Here is a 16,240-nt window from a genome sequence, read left to right as displayed (position 1 = left end):
TCGCCGACGAAGGTGATCCGCGGTGCGGGCAAGGTCACCAGTTCCACATGCTGCCATCTTCGAGCCGGGCGACCGGCAGGTAGGCTGGCTTGTAAGGGTACTTGGCGGCGAGCGCCTCGTCGATATCAACGCCATGGCCCGGCGTTTCCCCGCAATGGAGGTGGCCGTCGGCGAAGTGGTAATCATGCGGGAAGACTTCGTCCGTCTCCTCGGAATGGCGCATGTATTCCTGGATACCGAAATTGGGAACCCAGGTATCGAAGTGCAGCGCGCATCCCATTGTGACCGGCGACAGGTCGGTCGCCCCGTGGCAACCGGTGCGGACCTGGTAGAGACTGGCAAGGTCGGCGATGCGGCGAAGATGGGTGATGCCGCCGGCGCCAACCACGGTGGTGCGGATATAATCGATCAATTGGTTCTCGATCAGGTCCTTGCAGTCCCAGATGGTGTTGAACACTTCGCCAACGGCCAGCGGCGTGGTGGTGTGCTGCCGCACGAGCTTGAATGCCTCCTGGTTTTCGGCCGGGGTGCAGTCCTCGAACCAGAACAGCTGGAACGGTTCGAGCATCTTGCCCAAGTTGGCGGCTTCCTGCGGAGTGTAGCGGTGGTGCCCGTCATGCAGCAGGTGGTGGTCAAAACCGTAGGTGTCGCGCAGCTTTTCAAACAGCTTTGGCGTGTGGTTCAGGGCCTTGCGCGTATCCCAGCCAGAAACCGAGGGCAGCTGGGCATCGGCGGGTTCGTAATGCAGCACCCCGCGCCCGACACCGTATGCGTCCTTGATGCCCGGAACGCCGGTCTGGGCGCGGATCGCCTTATAGCCCATGTCGATATACTTGCCGACAGCATCTACCGTCTCTTCGATGTCGGCTCCATTGGCATGACCATAGACCATCACCCCGTCCCGGCTGCGTCCGCCAAGCAACTGGTAAAGCGGCATCCCGGCCATCTTCGCCTTGATGTCCCACAAGGCCATGTCCACCGCAGCGATGGCGCGCATGGTGACAGGGCCGCGACGCCAGTAGGCCCCGCGATAGAGGTACTGCCAAATATCCTCGATGCGGCGAGGGTCCATCCCGATAAGGCACGGAATTACGTGGTCTTCCAGGTAGGAGGCTACCGCCAGCTCACGCCCGTTCATAGTCGCGTCGCCAATCCCGTATACGCCCTGGTCCGTTTCGATCTTCAAGGTAACGAAATTGCGGCCCGGGCAGGTAATGACGACTTTTGCGGCTTGAATTTTCATTAAGGACCCCGGAAGTTCGCGAATGTCAGTAAGCAATCCTTGACGACACCATTTTGGTCTGTCAAGTTTCAAAAATCGGTAAGTCCAAAAGGGGTGGATATGCAAAACAAGGTGCAGGCGACTCCCCGCCTTTACAAGGAAGTGGCTTCAAAGCTGCTTCAGGAAATCCAATCAGGCAATTATGCCGTTGGTGCCCGCCTTCCCGCGGAGCGAGATCTGGCCGTCAAGTACGACGTCAGTCGCCCTGTAATCCGCGAGGCCATTATCGCCCTCGAAGTGCAGGGCCTTGTCGACGTGCGCGTTGGCTCGGGTGTTTATGTCCATTCCGCCACCGGCCAGAAGATGATTCCCGCCGGGGATGTCTCCGCAATCGAGCTTACCGAAGCACGGTTACTCGTCGAAAGTGAAGTGGCCGCGCTGGCAGCTTCGCAAATTACCGACGACGAACTGGCAGAGCTGGAGGCGCTTGTTCGCAAGATCGAACAGGAGAACAAGACCGCAGGCGGCAAGGAAGAAGCTGACGCGGACTTCCACCTTGCTATTGCCAAGGCCACGAAGAACAGTGCTCTTGTAGAGTCCGTCGAGCGCTTGTGGGAGTTGCGTAACACCTCACGCGAGGCGGCGCTACTTCACGAAAAGGCGCGCCACGCGAACATCAAGCCGGTGGTGGACGAGCACACCGCGATCCTGCACGCCTTGCAGGAGAGGGACCCCGCCGCAGCGCGCGCTGCCATGCGTGCCCATCTGTTGCAGGTGCTCGACAGCCTGCTTTTCGCGACCGAGCAGCGCGCTGTCGACGAGGCCCGCCGCAGCATGCAGGCCAAGCGGGAACGATATTCCCAGCTGACAGCCTGATACAGGCCGAGAGAAATTAGCCTAGTCATGCAAAAGCTCAGTCTCCATCCTGACCGGCTCTTTCCGGCACATGAAGCCACTCGCTCGATCGCCCGAGAACTCTACGAATCCGTGCGGGGCCTTCCGATCATCAGCCCCCATGGGCACACCGATCCCTCATGGTTCGCGGAGAACGAGAAATTCAGCAACGCGACCGACCTACTGCTTGTCCCGGATCATTACCTGCTTCGCATGCTCTATTCGCAGGGCATTCCGCTCGAGTCTCTCGGCGTGGCAGACGCATCGGGCGCGCCGGGTGCCGACCCGCGCGAAGCCTGGCGACTGTTCGCTAGCAACTATCACCTGTTTCGCGGAACGCCGTCGCGCATCTGGCTGGATTGGGTATTCAGCGAGGTTTTCAAGCTTGATGTGCTCCTGACCGCGGAATCGGCAGATCCCTATTTCGATACAATCACCGACGCTCTCCAGCGCGACGAGTTTCGGCCGCGTGCCCTGTTCGACCGCTTCGGAATCGAAGTGATCGCGACCACCGAAGGTCCTCTCGACACGCTCGAAAGCCATGCAAAGATAAGGGATAGCGAGTGGGACGGGCGGGTGATTACGGCCTATCGCCCCGATCCCGTGATTGATCCGGAATTCGAAGGCTTCCGGAAGAATCTCGACGCCTTGAGCGATCTCGCGGGTGAGGATTGCACATCTTGGCAGGGTTATCTGGCCGCGCACCGCAAGCGCCGCGACTTTTTCCGCGAAATGGGCGCGACATCGACCGACCACGGGCATCCTACGCCGTCAACGGCAGACTTGTCGGGTGCAGAGTGTGAAGACCTGTTCCGCAGGGTAAAGGCCGCCGAGGTCGACCCGGTCGACGCCGAACTTTTTCGCGCGCAGATGCTGACGGAAATGGCGACGATGAGCCTTGACGACGGGCTCGTCATGCAGATCCATCCCGGTTCGTTCCGCAATCATAATCCTGCGCTGTTCAAGCGGTTCGGAAGGGACAAGGGAGCAGACATTCCTTTGCGCACGGAATATGTGCGCGCCTTGCAGCCGATGTTGGCAAAGCATGGCAATGATCCGCGCCTGTCATTGATCGTCTTCACCCTCGACGAATCCACCTACGCTCGCGAACTCGCCCCTCTGGCCGGACATTATCCCGCACTGAAGTTGGGGCCTGCATGGTGGTTCCACGACAGCCCCGAAGGGATGCGTCGCTATCGCCGGATGGTGACCGAGACGGCGGGCTTCTACAACACCGTCGGCTTCAACGACGATACCCGCGCATTCCTGTCCATACCCGCCCGGCATGACCTGGCGCGGCGAATCGATTGCGGCTTCCTGGCCGAACTGGTTGCAGAACACCGGCTCGATCAAGCCGAAGCTGCCGAACTGGCGCAGGATCTAGCGTATAACTTCGCCAAGGCGGCCTATAAGCTGTGAGGCTTGCGGCACAGACCATCGAACAGTTGCAGGCTGATGTGGCGCGTCCGGAATACGGCCGTTCGCAGGCCGTAGGCATCGTGCATTTCGGCATCGGCGCGTTCCACCGCGCGCATCAGGCGGCCTATACCGATGCGTGCCTGAACGCGGGTGAGCAGGGCTGGATGATCGTCGGCGTGTCGATGCGCTCGCCGACAGTGGCCGACCAGCTTAATCCGCAGGACGGACTTTACACCCTTAAAGTGCGGTCTGCCGGAGACGGCGAAACTCGCGTTATCGGCTCGGTCGCGCAGGTCCTGGTTGCCGCGCCGGACCGTGCGGCAATCGTGGACCAGCTTGCGTCGGCTGACTGCCATGTCGTCACCTTTACCGTGACCGAAAAGGGTTACTGCCGCGCGCCCGATGGCTCGCTTGACCACACCCAGGCGCGGGAAGGGTTTTACCCGATCCTTTGCGAAGCGTTGGCCCGGCGCCGGGACAGCGGGCTGGCTGGCCTGACGCTTCTGAGTTGCGACAACCTGTCCGGCAACGGCAAACAGCTGCAGCGCCTGATGCTCGAATGGATCCAGGCAGAGGCGCCCGACCTTGTGCAGTGGTTTTGTGATAAGTGCACCACGCCCGACAGCATGGTGGACCGCATCGTGCCCTCCACCTCGGTGGCGGATATCGACGAGCTGGAAGGAGAGACCGGCCTGCGTGATGAAGGCGCTGTTTTTACCGAAAGCTTCAGCCAGTGGGTGATCGAGGACCGTTTTGCTGGGCCTCGTCCGCAATGGCAGGAGCACGGCGTACAGATCGTGCCTGACGTTACGCCGTTCGAGGCAGCGAAGCTGAGGATGCTCAACGGTGCGCATTCGCTGCTCGCCTACGCCGGCCTCGACCGCGGCCACACCTTCGTGCACCAGGCCATTGCCGATGGCGAACTGCGCGACTTGGTGCGGCACCTGATGATTGAGGAGGCCGCGCCGACGATCGATGCGGGAGAGGGACAGGATCTCGCTGCCTATGCCGACGAACTGGTCGCCCGTTTCGAGAATCCGGCTCTCCATCATCGGCTCGCCCAGATCGCGATGGACGGCAGCCAGAAGCTGGGCCAGCGCTGGCTCGATACTCTCGCCATCAACCAGCAGCGCGGGCGTTCCTGCAATGCGATCCTGACGGGCATCGCCCATTGGCTGAACCACGTCAGCGGCGATGTCCGCACGGTTGACGATCCGCATGCACAAGCCTTGCTGGAGGTGTGGCAGCAGGCCGGACAGGACGGGCTGGTGCGCACAATGTTCGGCGAGGGCGGGCCGATGAAGTCGGCCTGGCGCCCGGCTGTGGAGGACATTGCTACCATCGACCGGAAATTGCGGAGCCTGCGGTGCGGGGCGTGAACCGTCGCCGCGCCGTGCTAGGCGGCAGTGCGTTCTGCCTGTCGCTTTCGCTTGGCGGCTGCGGCACCGGCAGCCGCGCCCTTCTGGCGGCGGACAGCCAGCCGGAAAACTATCCTACCGTTGTTGCCTTGCGCTTCTTTTCGGCCGAACTCGACCGGCTGACAGGTGGCAGGCTGAAGGTCGACGTCTACCCGTCCGAACAGCTTGGCAGCCAAAACGATACGCTGGAACTGGCGCAACTGGGCGGAATTGATTTCATCCGGATAAACTCGGCCCCGCTCAATGTCCTGATCCCCGAGACGCTGGTGCCTTCGCTGCCTTTCCTGTTCCGCTCGATACCGCACATGCGCGCCGCGATGGACGGGGGCCCCGGGCAGACTATCCTTGCCGCGCTGGAGCAGTACGGCCTTGTAGGCTTGGCGTTCTACGACAGCGGCGCGCGCTCGATCTACACCGTGGACCGGCCCGTGCGCGAACCGGCGGACATGGTCGGGATGAAGATCAGGGTGCAGACTTCCGACCTGTTCGTCTCCATGATCGAGGCGATGGGCGGCAACGCTACGCCGATGGCTTACGGCGAGGTTTACCAAGGCATGGTCCAGGGCGTGATCGACGGGGCCGAGAATAACTTCCCCTCCTATGAAAGCTCGCGCCACTATGAGGTTGCGCCGGTTTACAGCCTGACACGGCATGTCATGGCGCCGGAAATCTTGGCCATGTCAAAGATCAGCTGGGACAGGTTTTCGCCTGCGGATCAGGATGCCGTGCGCGCTGCGGCCCGTGCGTCCATTCCGGTCATGCGCGAAACCTGGGATGAGCGAGTTGTGGAATCCCGCCGGATCGTTTCCGCCGCCGGAGTGCAGATCGTCGAAGATATCGACACGACCGCTTTCAGCGACCTCATGAAGCCTGTGTGGGAAAGCTACGCGGATACGCCGGAATTGCGCCGCCTGGTCGAAGATGTTCGCAATTTCGGAGACGGCAATGGCTGAGCGCGCAATCAGCCTTATAAGCCGCGGGCTCTTGCTGATGTCGGCTCTGGCCCTGGCATTGATGATGGCCATACTGACCTGGCAGGTCTTCTCCCGCTACCTTCTCGGTGACAGCCCGGCGTGGGCAGAGCAGGCTGCCCTGATCCTGATGATCTGGATGACCTTTCTCGGCTCCGCTTCGGGTATCGCCGATGGCTTTCACATCCGCATTGTTGAAGGCGTGACAAGCCTGCCGCAGCCGTGGCGATCGCGCGCCGTCAAGGTTGCCAATCTGCTGATCATCCTCGCCGGAATCATGATCCTAATCCTTGGTAGCGAACTGGTCGGTGCGACCTGGACAAATGCCGTGCCCACGCTGCCGGTGACGCGCGGGATGGTCTATCTCGTCATTCCCTTTTCAGGCGCGCTCATGGCAGCTTTCGCCTTGCAGAGACTCCTTCGCGGCGAGGAAATCGTCGGGAGCGCGGGAAGCGCGTGACCCTGATCCTCCTCCTGCTGTTGTTATTGGCCATCCTCCTTTATCTGGGGGTGCCTGTTGCCGTTTCGCTGTTCCTTTCGGCCTGTGCAATCCTGCTGGCGCTCGACATCCCGCTTGTGGTGGCAGTCCAGCGGATGTCGACCGGGGTCAACATTTTTACCCTGATGGCGATCCCGCTGTTCATCCTCGCCGGTGAACTGATGACGCAGGCAGGCATTGCACGGCGCCTCGTCAACCTCTCGGAATCCACGCTGGGTTCCGCTCCGGGCGGCCTTGGGCAGGTCACCATCCTTTCCTCGATGCTTTTCGGCGCAGTCTCGGGATCGGCGCTCGCCAGCGCTTCGGCAATGGGATCCGCCATCGGGCCGGAAATGCGCAAACGCGGCTTCGACGCTGATTACGCGGTGAATGTTTCGACCACCGCTTCGATAACCGGCCTGCTGATACCCCCGTCCCACAACATGATCATCTATGCGACTGCTGCGGGAACGGGCATTTCGATTGGCGACCTTTTCCTTGGCGGCGTGCTACCCGGCGTGCTGACCGGGGTGGCACTCATGGTGGTGGCGGGGATCGTCGCCACTAGGCGGGGCTATCCTCGCGGCAGCTTCCCGGGCTTGCGTCCGGTAATCAGGGCCGCGGCCAGCGCCTTTCCCGGCATCTTGACCGCAGTCATCATTCTGGTTGGCATCCTTGCCGGGATATTCACTCCCACGGAGAGCGCCGCCATCGCCTGCGCCTACACGCTACTAGTCGGAGCTTTCGTCTATCGCGAACTCGATCGCGACCGGCTGCGGGCTGCCTTCGTCAACAGTGCGCGCACCACCATCATGGTGATGTTCATCATTGCAACCGCGTCGCTCTTCGGCTGGGTACTGGCGGTTCTTCAGACACCAGCCCAGCTTGCAGAATTGCTTGCACCCGCCATGACCAGCCCGCTGCTGACCCTTGTCCTGATCGCGGTCATGCTGCTGGTGCTGGGCACCTTCATGGACATGGCGCCGCTGATCCTGATCACCACGCCGATCTTCCTGCCAATCGCCATGCAGGTTGGCATGGACCCGGTGCAGTTCGGTGTCATGCTGATGCTGGCGCTCGGCATAGGACTGCTTACGCCGCCGGTCGGTTCGGTTCTTTTTGTAGGATGCGCTGCTCAAGGCATCACGATCGGCGAGGCCCTGAAGTCGATATGGCCGTTCTATCTCGCTTTGTTATTTGCCTTGCTTTTGGTGATCTGCGTGCCTGGTCTTTCGCTGTGGTTACCCGCTTTGCTGGCTTGATCTGGCAGTCCCTCAAGGCCTGATCTGAGCGCGAAAAAGGGCGTGCTTCGCCGATCAGAGACAAGTTGTGATTAGACTGACAGCACCGCCACCGGCACTGTCAAAGGGATGGCGGCCAGGTGATCAGATTGCTTGCCGGAGCAGATGAGCAAGGCTGATAATCCATTCCGTCATTTCCACTCATCGCCTGACATCATCCGCATGGTCGTGATGTTATACGTCCGGTACCCGCTTTCGCTGCGGAACGTCGAGGATCTGCTTTTCGAGCGCGGTTACGACCTGTGCCACGAGACGGTTCGGCTATGGTGGAACAGGTTCGGCCCGATGTTCGCAGCTGACATTCGTCGGCAGCGCGTCAGACGGGTGAAGGGCTTCCGACAATGGCGGTGACACCTCGACGAAATGAACGTCAAGCTAAACGGTGAGATGGTGTACCTCTGGCGCGCCGTTGATCACGAAGGCGAAGTCCTGGAGAGCTACGTCACGAAAAAACGGGACAAATCCGCGGCCTTGTCGTTCATCAGGAAGGCGTTGAAGCGCCATGGGAAGGCCGAAACGATCATCACCGACGGCTTGAAATCCTACCCGGCTGCGATGGCAGAACTCGGCAACTAGGACCGTCGCGAAATGGGGAGGTGGCTGAATAACCGGGCGGAGAATTCACATCTTACATTCCGACGACGAGAGCGAGCGATGTTGCGATTTCGACAGATGAAGTCGCTGCAGAAATTCGCTTCCGTCCACGCTTCGATTCACAACCATTTCAATTCCGAACGCCACCTCATCGACAGAGAAACCTACAAAGCTCGCCGCTCTGCCGCATTGGCAGAGTGGCAAACCCTTGCGGCATAGGTTCAGCTGGGTCTCGCCCGAATTGCGCCCAGCGGAGACGAGTTGCCATCCGACTGACAGCACCACGGCGACCGATTTGGCATTGGAGCGCAAGCTTTAGGCACATCCGGAATTCCAGTGTAACATGTCTGCGAGGCCGTGAAACGCCTCTTGGCCGATCGCGGTATGCTGCGTCGGACCTCGGGTCGCGGGGGATAGCGGCGGTGTTGTTGCGCCGTCCCTCAAGCCGAGGGGATGTGACGATGCACGAGGGTGTTGGACTATCTATTTTGGGGCTGTTCGGGCTCCTCACAATTGCAGTTTTGATGTTGCCGGTGACACGGCGATTGCGGCTTCCTTACACGGTTTTCATTGCCGCAATCGGGATCGGCCTCAGCGTAGTCTTCTTGCCCTTGCAGGGCCTCGAACTGGGCATGATCGGCGACTTCCGCGATGCCGCCTCTTCATTTGGTCTGACATCAGAGATCGTCTTCTTTGTCTTCCTTCCTGCACTGGTCTTCGAGAGCGCATTATCGATCGATGTTCGCAGGCTGCTGGCCGACATCTGGCCAATCTTGCTGCTTGCCATCCTCGGCCTGCTTGTTTCTGCTTTCCTTGTTGGTGGCGCTTTATGGCTTGTGGCAAGCGTGCCCTTCGTTGTCTGCCTGCTGCTGGGAGCGATCCTCTCAGCGACAGACCCGGTAGCAGTTGTGGCCATCTTCAAGGATCTTGGCGCACCCAAGCGGCTTGCAGTACTGGTCGAGGGCGAAAGTCTTTTCAATGACGCGACAGCCATCGTGCTGTTCAACATCCTGGCTGCAATGATCCTGACCGGGGCAGGCGCTTCGCTTATGGCCGGAATGCAGTCATTCCTGACGGTATTCGTCGGCGGAATTATTGTCGGTTTCATTATGGCCTGGATGTTCGTCATGGTCATAAGGCATGTGCGCAACATGGCAGTGGTAGAGGTCACGTTGACGATCTCGCTGGCCTATCTCTCATTTCTGGTGGCTGAGCACTACCTGCACGTCTCGGGAGTGATGGCCACTGTTGTCGCAGCCCTGGTGATCGGCTCACGCGGGCGGACGGCGATTTCGGCGGATGGCTGGCACCTACTCAAGGAAACTTGGGAGACCATAGGATTCTGGGCCAATTCGCTGATCTTCGTGCTGGTCGGACTTGCGGTGCCTGCAATACTGTCAAGCCTTGCGCCGGACTACTGGTTGGTCCTGTCGATCGCGCTCGTAAGCGCCTTCGTCGCCAGGGCTGGACTGACCTACATCATGGTTCCGGCGATAGCGGCGCTTCGGATAGGCATGCCAGTTTCCGTCGGGTTCCGGAGCGTCATGTGGTGGGGTGGCCTGCGCGGAGCGGTGTCGCTGGCCTTGGCGCTTTCGGTGTACGAAAATCCGTCTTTCCCTATCGAAGTGCGCGAATTCGTGGTGACGCTGGTGTGCGGCTTCGTGCTGTTCACGCTGCTGGTCAACGCTCCGACTGTCGGCTTCGTGATGCGCTTTTTCGGTCTCGACAAGCTGTCTGCCTCGGACCTTGTGGTGCGCAGGCGCGCAATCGACAAAGTAAGGAGTGCGATTGCCAATGATCTGCCCACGCTTGCCAGCCGGCAACGGATCGCTCCCGAGACGGCCAGCATGGTTGTTGCCGATTACGAAGGTGAGGCAGAGGAGCACGCGGATGAGGCAAGCGCCGATGCGCAACTCAGCAAGGACGACTGGCTCAAGATCGGACTGCTCTCGCTTATCGGTCAGGAGCGAGAAGCTTATCTCGATCAATACGCTGCTGGTCACATTGCCCCGCATATCGCGCAGATATTGCTGGGTTGTGCCGATGACATTCGCGACCAGTCCAAGGCAGACGGGGTGGACGGATGGGTCAGGGGACACAAGACGGCTTTGGAATTCGACTGGCAGTTTCGCCTTGCGCTGTTTCTGCAGCGGCGCTTTCAGACAAGCCGTATGTTGGCCCAGCGCCTTGCCAGCAGATTCGAATCCTTGCGGACCATGCGCCTGGCCGTGCTGGAAGTGAAGGATAAGGGGCTGCACGATCTAGAGCAAATCACAGGGCCTGAAATCCTGGCCCAACTTTCCCGGTTGCTAGACGAGCGCGAGAACGAGATCAGCAAGGCCTTGCTGGCCATTCGCAAGCAATATCCCGACTATGCCGATTCTCTCGATCGGCGCTATCTTAAACGCTGTGCCATTCGCCAGGAGCGAGAGAGTTATGATCGTCTTAGCGAGGAAGCGATCATCGGCGGTGAACTGCTCCTCAATCTGCAGGACAATCTCGATGGACAATACCATTCGCTCTCGCGGCAGCCGAGGCTGGATCTCGGACTTACCCGGGAACAGCTGATCGCCAAGGTTCCCATGTTCAAGGCGTTGTCGGACGATCAGCGGCAGGCCGTCGCAAAGCTCCTAAGCCCCCAACTCAGCGTCCCAGACGAAATTGTTATACGAGAAGGTGATCCGGGTACCGGCATGTATTTCGTCTCATCGGGGGCCGTACAAGCCGAGATCCAGCCGGTTCCCGCGATCATCGGGACAGGTGGATTCTTCGGCGAAATGTCATTGGTTATCGAGCAGCCGCGCACGGCCAACGTCGTTTCGCTCGGCTATTGTGAATTGCTGGCGCTGTCCAGGCGCGACTTCGAGACGTTGATGGACTTGGACGACGGTATTAGCGATATTATCAAGTCCGTTGCACGTGAGCGCCAAGAGGAATTATCCGGCAACTAATGTCACGCAGGACTTGCACGAGCGATTGAAAGCAAACCCAGTCATCGAATGAACGGAATCGCTCGCACCACAACCGCCAATTTCGAAGAACGTCCGCAAGCGGGTCGTTAGCGGCTGGTCCGCTCCAGTAACTTCCGCAGCTTGGCAAATCAGTCACTAACTGGGTGGAAAAAAGAAATTCAAGACAGAATCCGTCTTGTCCATTCTTTCCCTTTCACCGTTTTGAGCGACTGCCTCCTTTATTCCTGCAAAGAGATGTCGCTGCTCATACCCTCTTTATGACCAAACCTTCATTTTCGACTGCCAGTTTGCCGTCATGGAATTGACGCCATTTTTGACAGAGAAAACCGGGGGATCGCGTTTGGACGCCAGCAAGCCCTCTCTTCGACATAGGCCAAATGTCCATATGCGCTAGGCTCGAATGACTCACTAGGCGCCTCGCCAACAAGAAATCCAACCTGTATGAGAAAAACGGCTACTTCGTAGCCAAGACCGACCTCGCATAAGCTGAGGGGGCGCCGCGAAACCCGGTCACAAGATATCGTGCCAACAGATTTAGGCTGGCTTTGAAAAAGAATATCGGCAAAAAGATCTAGCTGCGATTCTCGAATGATGAGCGGTCAATGCTCAATATAATTGGAGAAAAATAATGGGCACTACAACTAACTCGCCTTTTTTCTACCTTTTGGCAAGCACCTCCGCGATGAGTATTTTTGCGCTCACTCCTGACAGCGCACTTGCGCAGGAGGCAGAAGCATCCGCAGAGACAGAGAACCGCATCGTGGTTACCGCCACCAAGCGCGAGCAGGATCTGCAGGACGTTTCGCTCGCCATCAGCGCATTTGAGGGTGAGACGCTGGCAGACAACCAGATCAACACTCTCGAAGACCTGCAGGTCGCCGTTCCGTCGCTGACCGTGGGTAACGATTTTGCTTTCGCCAAACTTTACATCCGCGGCATCGGCCTAAACTCATCGCTTCCTGGCCTTGATCCTTCGGTGGCGCTGCACGTCGATGGTGCCGTTGTGGCCCAGCCTACCCAGCAGTTCGCCTCTTTATACGACCTGGCCCGTGTGGAAGTGTTGCGTGGCCCCCAGGGTACGCTGTACGGACGCAACGCCACGGGCGGCTCGATCAACCTGATCACTGCCGAACCGACCGACTACTTCGAAGGCTACACCCGCCTCACCGTAAGCGGCGAAGAACTGGGCATCATTGCCGAGGGTGCGGTCTCCGGCCCGCTGACCGACAACATCCAGGCGCGTGTCTCCTTCCGTCACCAGAACCGTGATGGCTTCGGCACGCACACCCTAACGGGCGAAGACGTGGACGATGCCAACAAGATCGGCATTCGCGGCCAGCTCAACTTCGATATTTCGCCAGCTGTCTCGAACCGCGTGATCGTGGAATATTTCCGCGAGAACGAACGTTCGCGCGCGGTGAAGTTCCTCGGCGCAAGCTTCCCGCAGACCGTTATCGACGGACTGCCGGCGCAGATCGCCGCGCTCAGTTCTAACCAGCCTGGCGTCAGCGATGAGGACTATCGCGACGGGCTGCTGGCGCAAATCCCGAACCTCGTCACGCTGGCCGGCCCCGATGCGCTGCTGAATTCGCGCGATGTGGGAGGTGACCTGCCGCCGATCGGTCGGCTGGAAACAACCAGCGTCACCAACCTGTTTGAAGCCGACCTGGGTGACAATTTCATATTCCGCTCAATCACCAACTTCCGTGAAGGCGAAAGCTTCCTGCTGCAGGACTTCGACATTTCGAACGTTCGCAACGGCATCGACAATGCCCTGCCTTCAACTGTTCAGGTGCAGCAGGTGGAGAACGAACAGTTCTCGCAGGAGCTGCAATTCGTGGTCGACACCGATCGCCTGCGGGGTCTGGTCGGGGCATTCTACTTCAACGACGATGTCAGCGCGATCGTGCCGATCGGCACCAATCCGCAGTCGGCTTTCAACCGCCGCGAACTGCTCGATCCGTTCCGTGAAGAAACCAACCCGGGTCCGGCTCCCGCAGCACGACCGGACATTGCCCAGTTATTCCCTGATGCGCGTGTAATGATCCCCGGCGCGATGGAAGTCGAGGCCTGGGCGCTGTTCGCTAATTTTACCTTCGACGTGACCGACAGCTTCCGCATCAAAGCGGGCGCACGTTATTCGGACGAAAGCCGCGACATTCAGGTCGATACCTTCCTGCCCGGCGCCGGCCCCGGCCTGCAACTGGCAACGGGTATGGACAGCCGCAGCTTCTCCGACTTCACACCGGAGGTTGGCTTCGAACTCGATGTCGGCGAAACGCTGCTTTACGCGACGTATTCGGAAGGCTTCAAATCCGGTTCTGCAGCTTTGGTGGATGGATCACCATTCATCACCAATCCCGAAACGATCGAGAACTGGGAAGTTGGTCTGAAGGGCACCTATCTCGATGGCGCTCTCAATCTATCGATTGCTGCTTTTTACTACGAAGTCGACGGTGCCCAGTTCGACCGTACTCGCCTGATTTCGTCTGGCCCGCGCTTTGTCACGAGCGTTGAGAATGCTGCTACGACAGAAGGCATGGGTGTCGAGATCGAAGGAACGGCCTACCTGACCGACGAGTTCTCGCTCGGTTTCAATGGCAGCCTTTATGACATCGAGTTCCAGGACTTCATCACCGATAATCCACTCGACCCGCTTGGCGCGCTTGAAGGCCTCGCCGGCTTTACGCCACGCACGGTGAACCTTGCGGGCAATCGCCCGCGTAACACGCCGGAGGTGTCGTTCGGGCTAAGGGCTACCTATGACAAGGACCTTGCCAATGGCGGCAACATCACCGCATCGGCCGCCTACAGCTACACTGGGGACCAGTTCTACACCGAGTTCAACGATCCACGTATGGCGGCCGATGATTACAGCATCGTCGATGCCAACTTGAAGTACACCTTCCCCAACCAGGATCTTAGTGTGAACCTTTGGGTGCGTAACCTGACCGATGAATTCGTGGTCTCGGGAGCATTCGCCGTCTCGACCAGCCGCACGATCACCGGCACCTACCTGCCGCCGCGGCAGTACGGCGTGACGGTCGGCTACGAATTCTGAGTGACCGATCACTCAAGTGCTGAGGGGCGTCCTGTGGGGCGCCCCTCTTCTTTTTGGAATTGGGTTCCACTGATCTTTAGGTTGAATCGCCGCACCCGTTATGCGGATGAACCGCCGTGTCTCCTTATCTAATGTCTGCAATTGGGTCGTTAGCGGCTGGTCCGCTCTTGGCGCATCGTCAGCAAGGTGTAGCCGTCGCGAAGCGGGTGGAAAGCGGACGCTAATGCTGATTTAGAGGCCTGCAGTGCGCCCAATACAGCGGCAGGGCCATTGATTCACCTGGCGCCGCGAGGTTGTGTCCTCGTGCTGGATTAAGTGTATGACGCTCGCATTGGGGGATTGCATGAGCAAGCTACATTATTCCGGAATTTACGAGGTTGCCGAACGGATCAAGAGCGGAAAACTGTCACCACTTGATCTGACGCGACATATGCTCGATCGGATCGACACGATCGACAAAGAACTCAAAAGCTTCGTAAAGTTAACCCGGGAAAGGGCGCTCAAAGAAGCTGAAAAGGCCGAACGTGAAATTGCTGCAGGAGACTACCGCGGACCACTTCATGGCATCCCAATCGCCGTCAAGGACTTGATCGATGCAAAAGACATTCCAACCCTAGGGGGACTGGCCGTTCTCAAAGGTAATGTCGCAGTTGATGATGCACCGGTATTGAAGAAGCTCTCTGAAGCCGGAGCGATCCTGATCGGAAAGCTCAACATGACCGAAGGCGCGATGGCTGGCTATCACCGTGATTTCGAGATCCCAGTCAATCCATGGAATGCAGACTACTGGTCTGGTGCCTCGTCGAGTGGTTCCGGCGTGTCTGTTGCGGCAGGGCTTTGCTTTGCAGCACTTGGGACTGACACAGCAGGCTCGATCCGATTTCCTGCAATGGCCAATGGTGTGGTCGGATTGAAGCCAACGTTTGGCCTAGTCGGGAAGTCCAGTGCTCTCACCCTGGGAGACAGTCTCGACCACATCGGCCCGCTGACCCGTCGTGTTGCCGACGCAGCGATCATGTTGGAGACAATAGCAGGATACGACAGGTTCGATCCACACTCGCTGGATCGACCGGCGCCTGACCTAACATCGAGTCTGGATTTAGGAGTGGAGGGTTTGCGTATCGGTTTTGATGCGAATTACACCGCAATTGGCTCGTCGAAGGAGCTAATCGCCGCGCATGAAGCAGCGCTCCTGGAATTGGAAAAGCTCGGGGCGCGGATAGTCGAGGTTAGCGTGCCCTCTCAAACAACCGAATTGATGGATGCCTGGTTTGCCATCTGTGCTTCAGAAGCGGTTGCAGCGCATGCGAAAACCTACCCGGCAAGGGCTGCTGAATATGGCGGTTACTTTGGAGATTTTCTCGCTCTGGGCGCAACAATCACGCAAGAGCAGGTTGATGCTGCATGGCAACTCAGGCGTGCTTTTTCGGCAGAGTTTAACGAATTTCTGGCAAGCGTTGATGCACTTGCGCTGCCATCAGGAATCGGGCCGCTACGCAACAACTTTGATCTTTATCAGAACGCCGAAGCGCTACAGCCGCTCTTTGACAAGGCGCATCTGGAATACACGGTGCCCTTCGATATGGCTGGTGCCCCCGGACTCACCGTGAGGTGTGGCTTCACAGCAGAAGGAATGCCCTTGGCTATACAGTTCGGCGGCGCGCCGTTCTCCGAAGCTACGTTGTGCCGGATCGGGCACGCCTATGAGCAAACAACTAACTGGCACAAGAGCAACCCGCCAATATAGAGATCGCCAATTGAATATCGATTGTCGCAATTAGGCACTATCGAACGTAACCGATTTCGACGCTCAACGTCCGGAAGCGGGTCGTTTCCCGTCAGTCAGCTTTTCGGTCGGAAAAGGCATTAGCCACCTGTCAGCTTTCGGGTCGCGCCCTGCTGGCCGCGCA

At 58.9% G+C, this 16,240-nt stretch carries 10 protein-coding genes and 1 pseudogene; 10 read left to right on the top strand and 1 reads right to left on the bottom strand.

Features of this window, described 5'->3' with window-relative positions; translation table 11 throughout:
• Positions 1-34 precede the first annotated feature (34 nt).
• Positions 35-1,243 (bottom strand): D-mannonate dehydratase ManD, encoded by a 1,209-nt coding sequence (gene manD, locus AAEO60_RS10665; protein WP_341673698.1) that lies wholly within the window; start codon positions 1,241-1,243, stop codon positions 35-37.
• A 39-nt stretch (positions 1,244-1,282) separates the two neighbouring features.
• Between manD and AAEO60_RS10660 the strand changes: the two genes are divergently transcribed.
• From AAEO60_RS10660 to AAEO60_RS10615, 10 genes and pseudogenes are all read left to right on the top strand, one after another.
• A complete protein-coding gene (locus AAEO60_RS10660) occupies positions 1,283-2,098 on the top strand; it encodes a FadR/GntR family transcriptional regulator (RefSeq protein ID WP_341673697.1) in 816 nt (271 codons plus the stop codon).
• A 27-nt stretch (positions 2,099-2,125) separates the two neighbouring features.
• Complete coding sequence (uxaC, locus tag AAEO60_RS10655; RefSeq protein WP_341673696.1) at positions 2,126-3,535, top strand: glucuronate isomerase; 1,410 nt, start codon at positions 2,126-2,128, stop codon at positions 3,533-3,535.
• Positions 3,532-4,914 (top strand): mannitol dehydrogenase family protein, encoded by a 1,383-nt coding sequence (locus AAEO60_RS10650; protein ID WP_341673695.1) that lies wholly within the window; start codon positions 3,532-3,534, stop codon positions 4,912-4,914. The genes uxaC and AAEO60_RS10650 overlap by 4 nt, the downstream gene beginning before the upstream one ends.
• A complete protein-coding gene (locus AAEO60_RS10645) occupies positions 4,911-5,906 on the top strand; it encodes a TRAP transporter substrate-binding protein (protein ID WP_341673694.1) in 996 nt (331 codons plus the stop codon). The genes AAEO60_RS10650 and AAEO60_RS10645 overlap by 4 nt, the downstream gene beginning before the upstream one ends.
• The gene (locus tag AAEO60_RS10640; protein WP_341673693.1) at positions 5,899-6,384 is read left to right on the top strand and encodes a TRAP transporter small permease; all 486 of its coding nucleotides are present in this window, start codon (positions 5,899-5,901) and stop codon (positions 6,382-6,384) included. The genes AAEO60_RS10645 and AAEO60_RS10640 overlap by 8 nt, the downstream gene beginning before the upstream one ends.
• Positions 6,381-7,664 carry a TRAP transporter large permease gene (locus AAEO60_RS10635; RefSeq protein ID WP_341673692.1) on the top strand — a complete coding sequence of 428 codons (1,284 nt, stop codon included), beginning with the start codon at positions 6,381-6,383 and terminating at the stop codon, positions 7,662-7,664. The genes AAEO60_RS10640 and AAEO60_RS10635 overlap by 4 nt, the downstream gene beginning before the upstream one ends.
• A gap of 144 nt (positions 7,665-7,808) precedes the next feature.
• Positions 7,809-8,516, top strand: a pseudogene (locus AAEO60_RS10630) (IS6 family transposase).
• A 242-nt stretch (positions 8,517-8,758) separates the two neighbouring features.
• Positions 8,759-11,248 carry a cation:proton antiporter gene (locus AAEO60_RS10625; protein ID WP_341673691.1) on the top strand — a complete coding sequence of 830 codons (2,490 nt, stop codon included), beginning with the start codon at positions 8,759-8,761 and terminating at the stop codon, positions 11,246-11,248.
• 649 nt (positions 11,249-11,897) lie between these two features.
• Positions 11,898-14,330 carry a TonB-dependent receptor gene (locus tag AAEO60_RS10620; protein WP_341673690.1) on the top strand — a complete coding sequence of 811 codons (2,433 nt, stop codon included), beginning with the start codon at positions 11,898-11,900 and terminating at the stop codon, positions 14,328-14,330.
• A 343-nt stretch (positions 14,331-14,673) separates the two neighbouring features.
• On the top strand, positions 14,674-16,077 hold the full coding sequence (locus AAEO60_RS10615) for an amidase (RefSeq protein WP_341673689.1): 1,404 nt from the start codon (positions 14,674-14,676) through the stop codon (positions 16,075-16,077).
• Positions 16,078-16,240 lie beyond the last annotated feature (163 nt).

Origin of the sequence: Aurantiacibacter gilvus (genome assembly GCF_038289935.1) — a bacterium.
Lineage (GTDB): Bacteria > Pseudomonadota > Alphaproteobacteria > Sphingomonadales > Sphingomonadaceae > Alteraurantiacibacter > Alteraurantiacibacter gilvus.
The sequence above is the reverse complement of the archived record's forward strand: the minus strand, read 5'-3'. Positions and strand labels throughout refer to the sequence as shown.

Excerpts from the sequence above, each read along its gene's own strand:
- manD (WP_341673698.1), bottom strand. The coding sequence starts at position 1,243 with ATGAAAATTCAAGCCGCAAAAGTCGTCATTACCTGCCCGGGCCGCAAT.
- uxaC (WP_341673696.1), top strand. The coding sequence starts at position 2,126 with ATGCAAAAGCTCAGTCTCCATCCTGACCGGCTCTTTCCGGCACATGAA.
- AAEO60_RS10640 (WP_341673693.1), top strand. The coding sequence starts at position 5,899 with ATGGCTGAGCGCGCAATCAGCCTTATAAGCCGCGGGCTCTTGCTGATG.
- AAEO60_RS10625 (WP_341673691.1), top strand. The coding sequence starts at position 8,759 with ATGCACGAGGGTGTTGGACTATCTATTTTGGGGCTGTTCGGGCTCCTC.
- AAEO60_RS10620 (WP_341673690.1), top strand. The coding sequence starts at position 11,898 with ATGGGCACTACAACTAACTCGCCTTTTTTCTACCTTTTGGCAAGCACC.
- AAEO60_RS10615 (WP_341673689.1), top strand. The coding sequence starts at position 14,674 with ATGAGCAAGCTACATTATTCCGGAATTTACGAGGTTGCCGAACGGATC.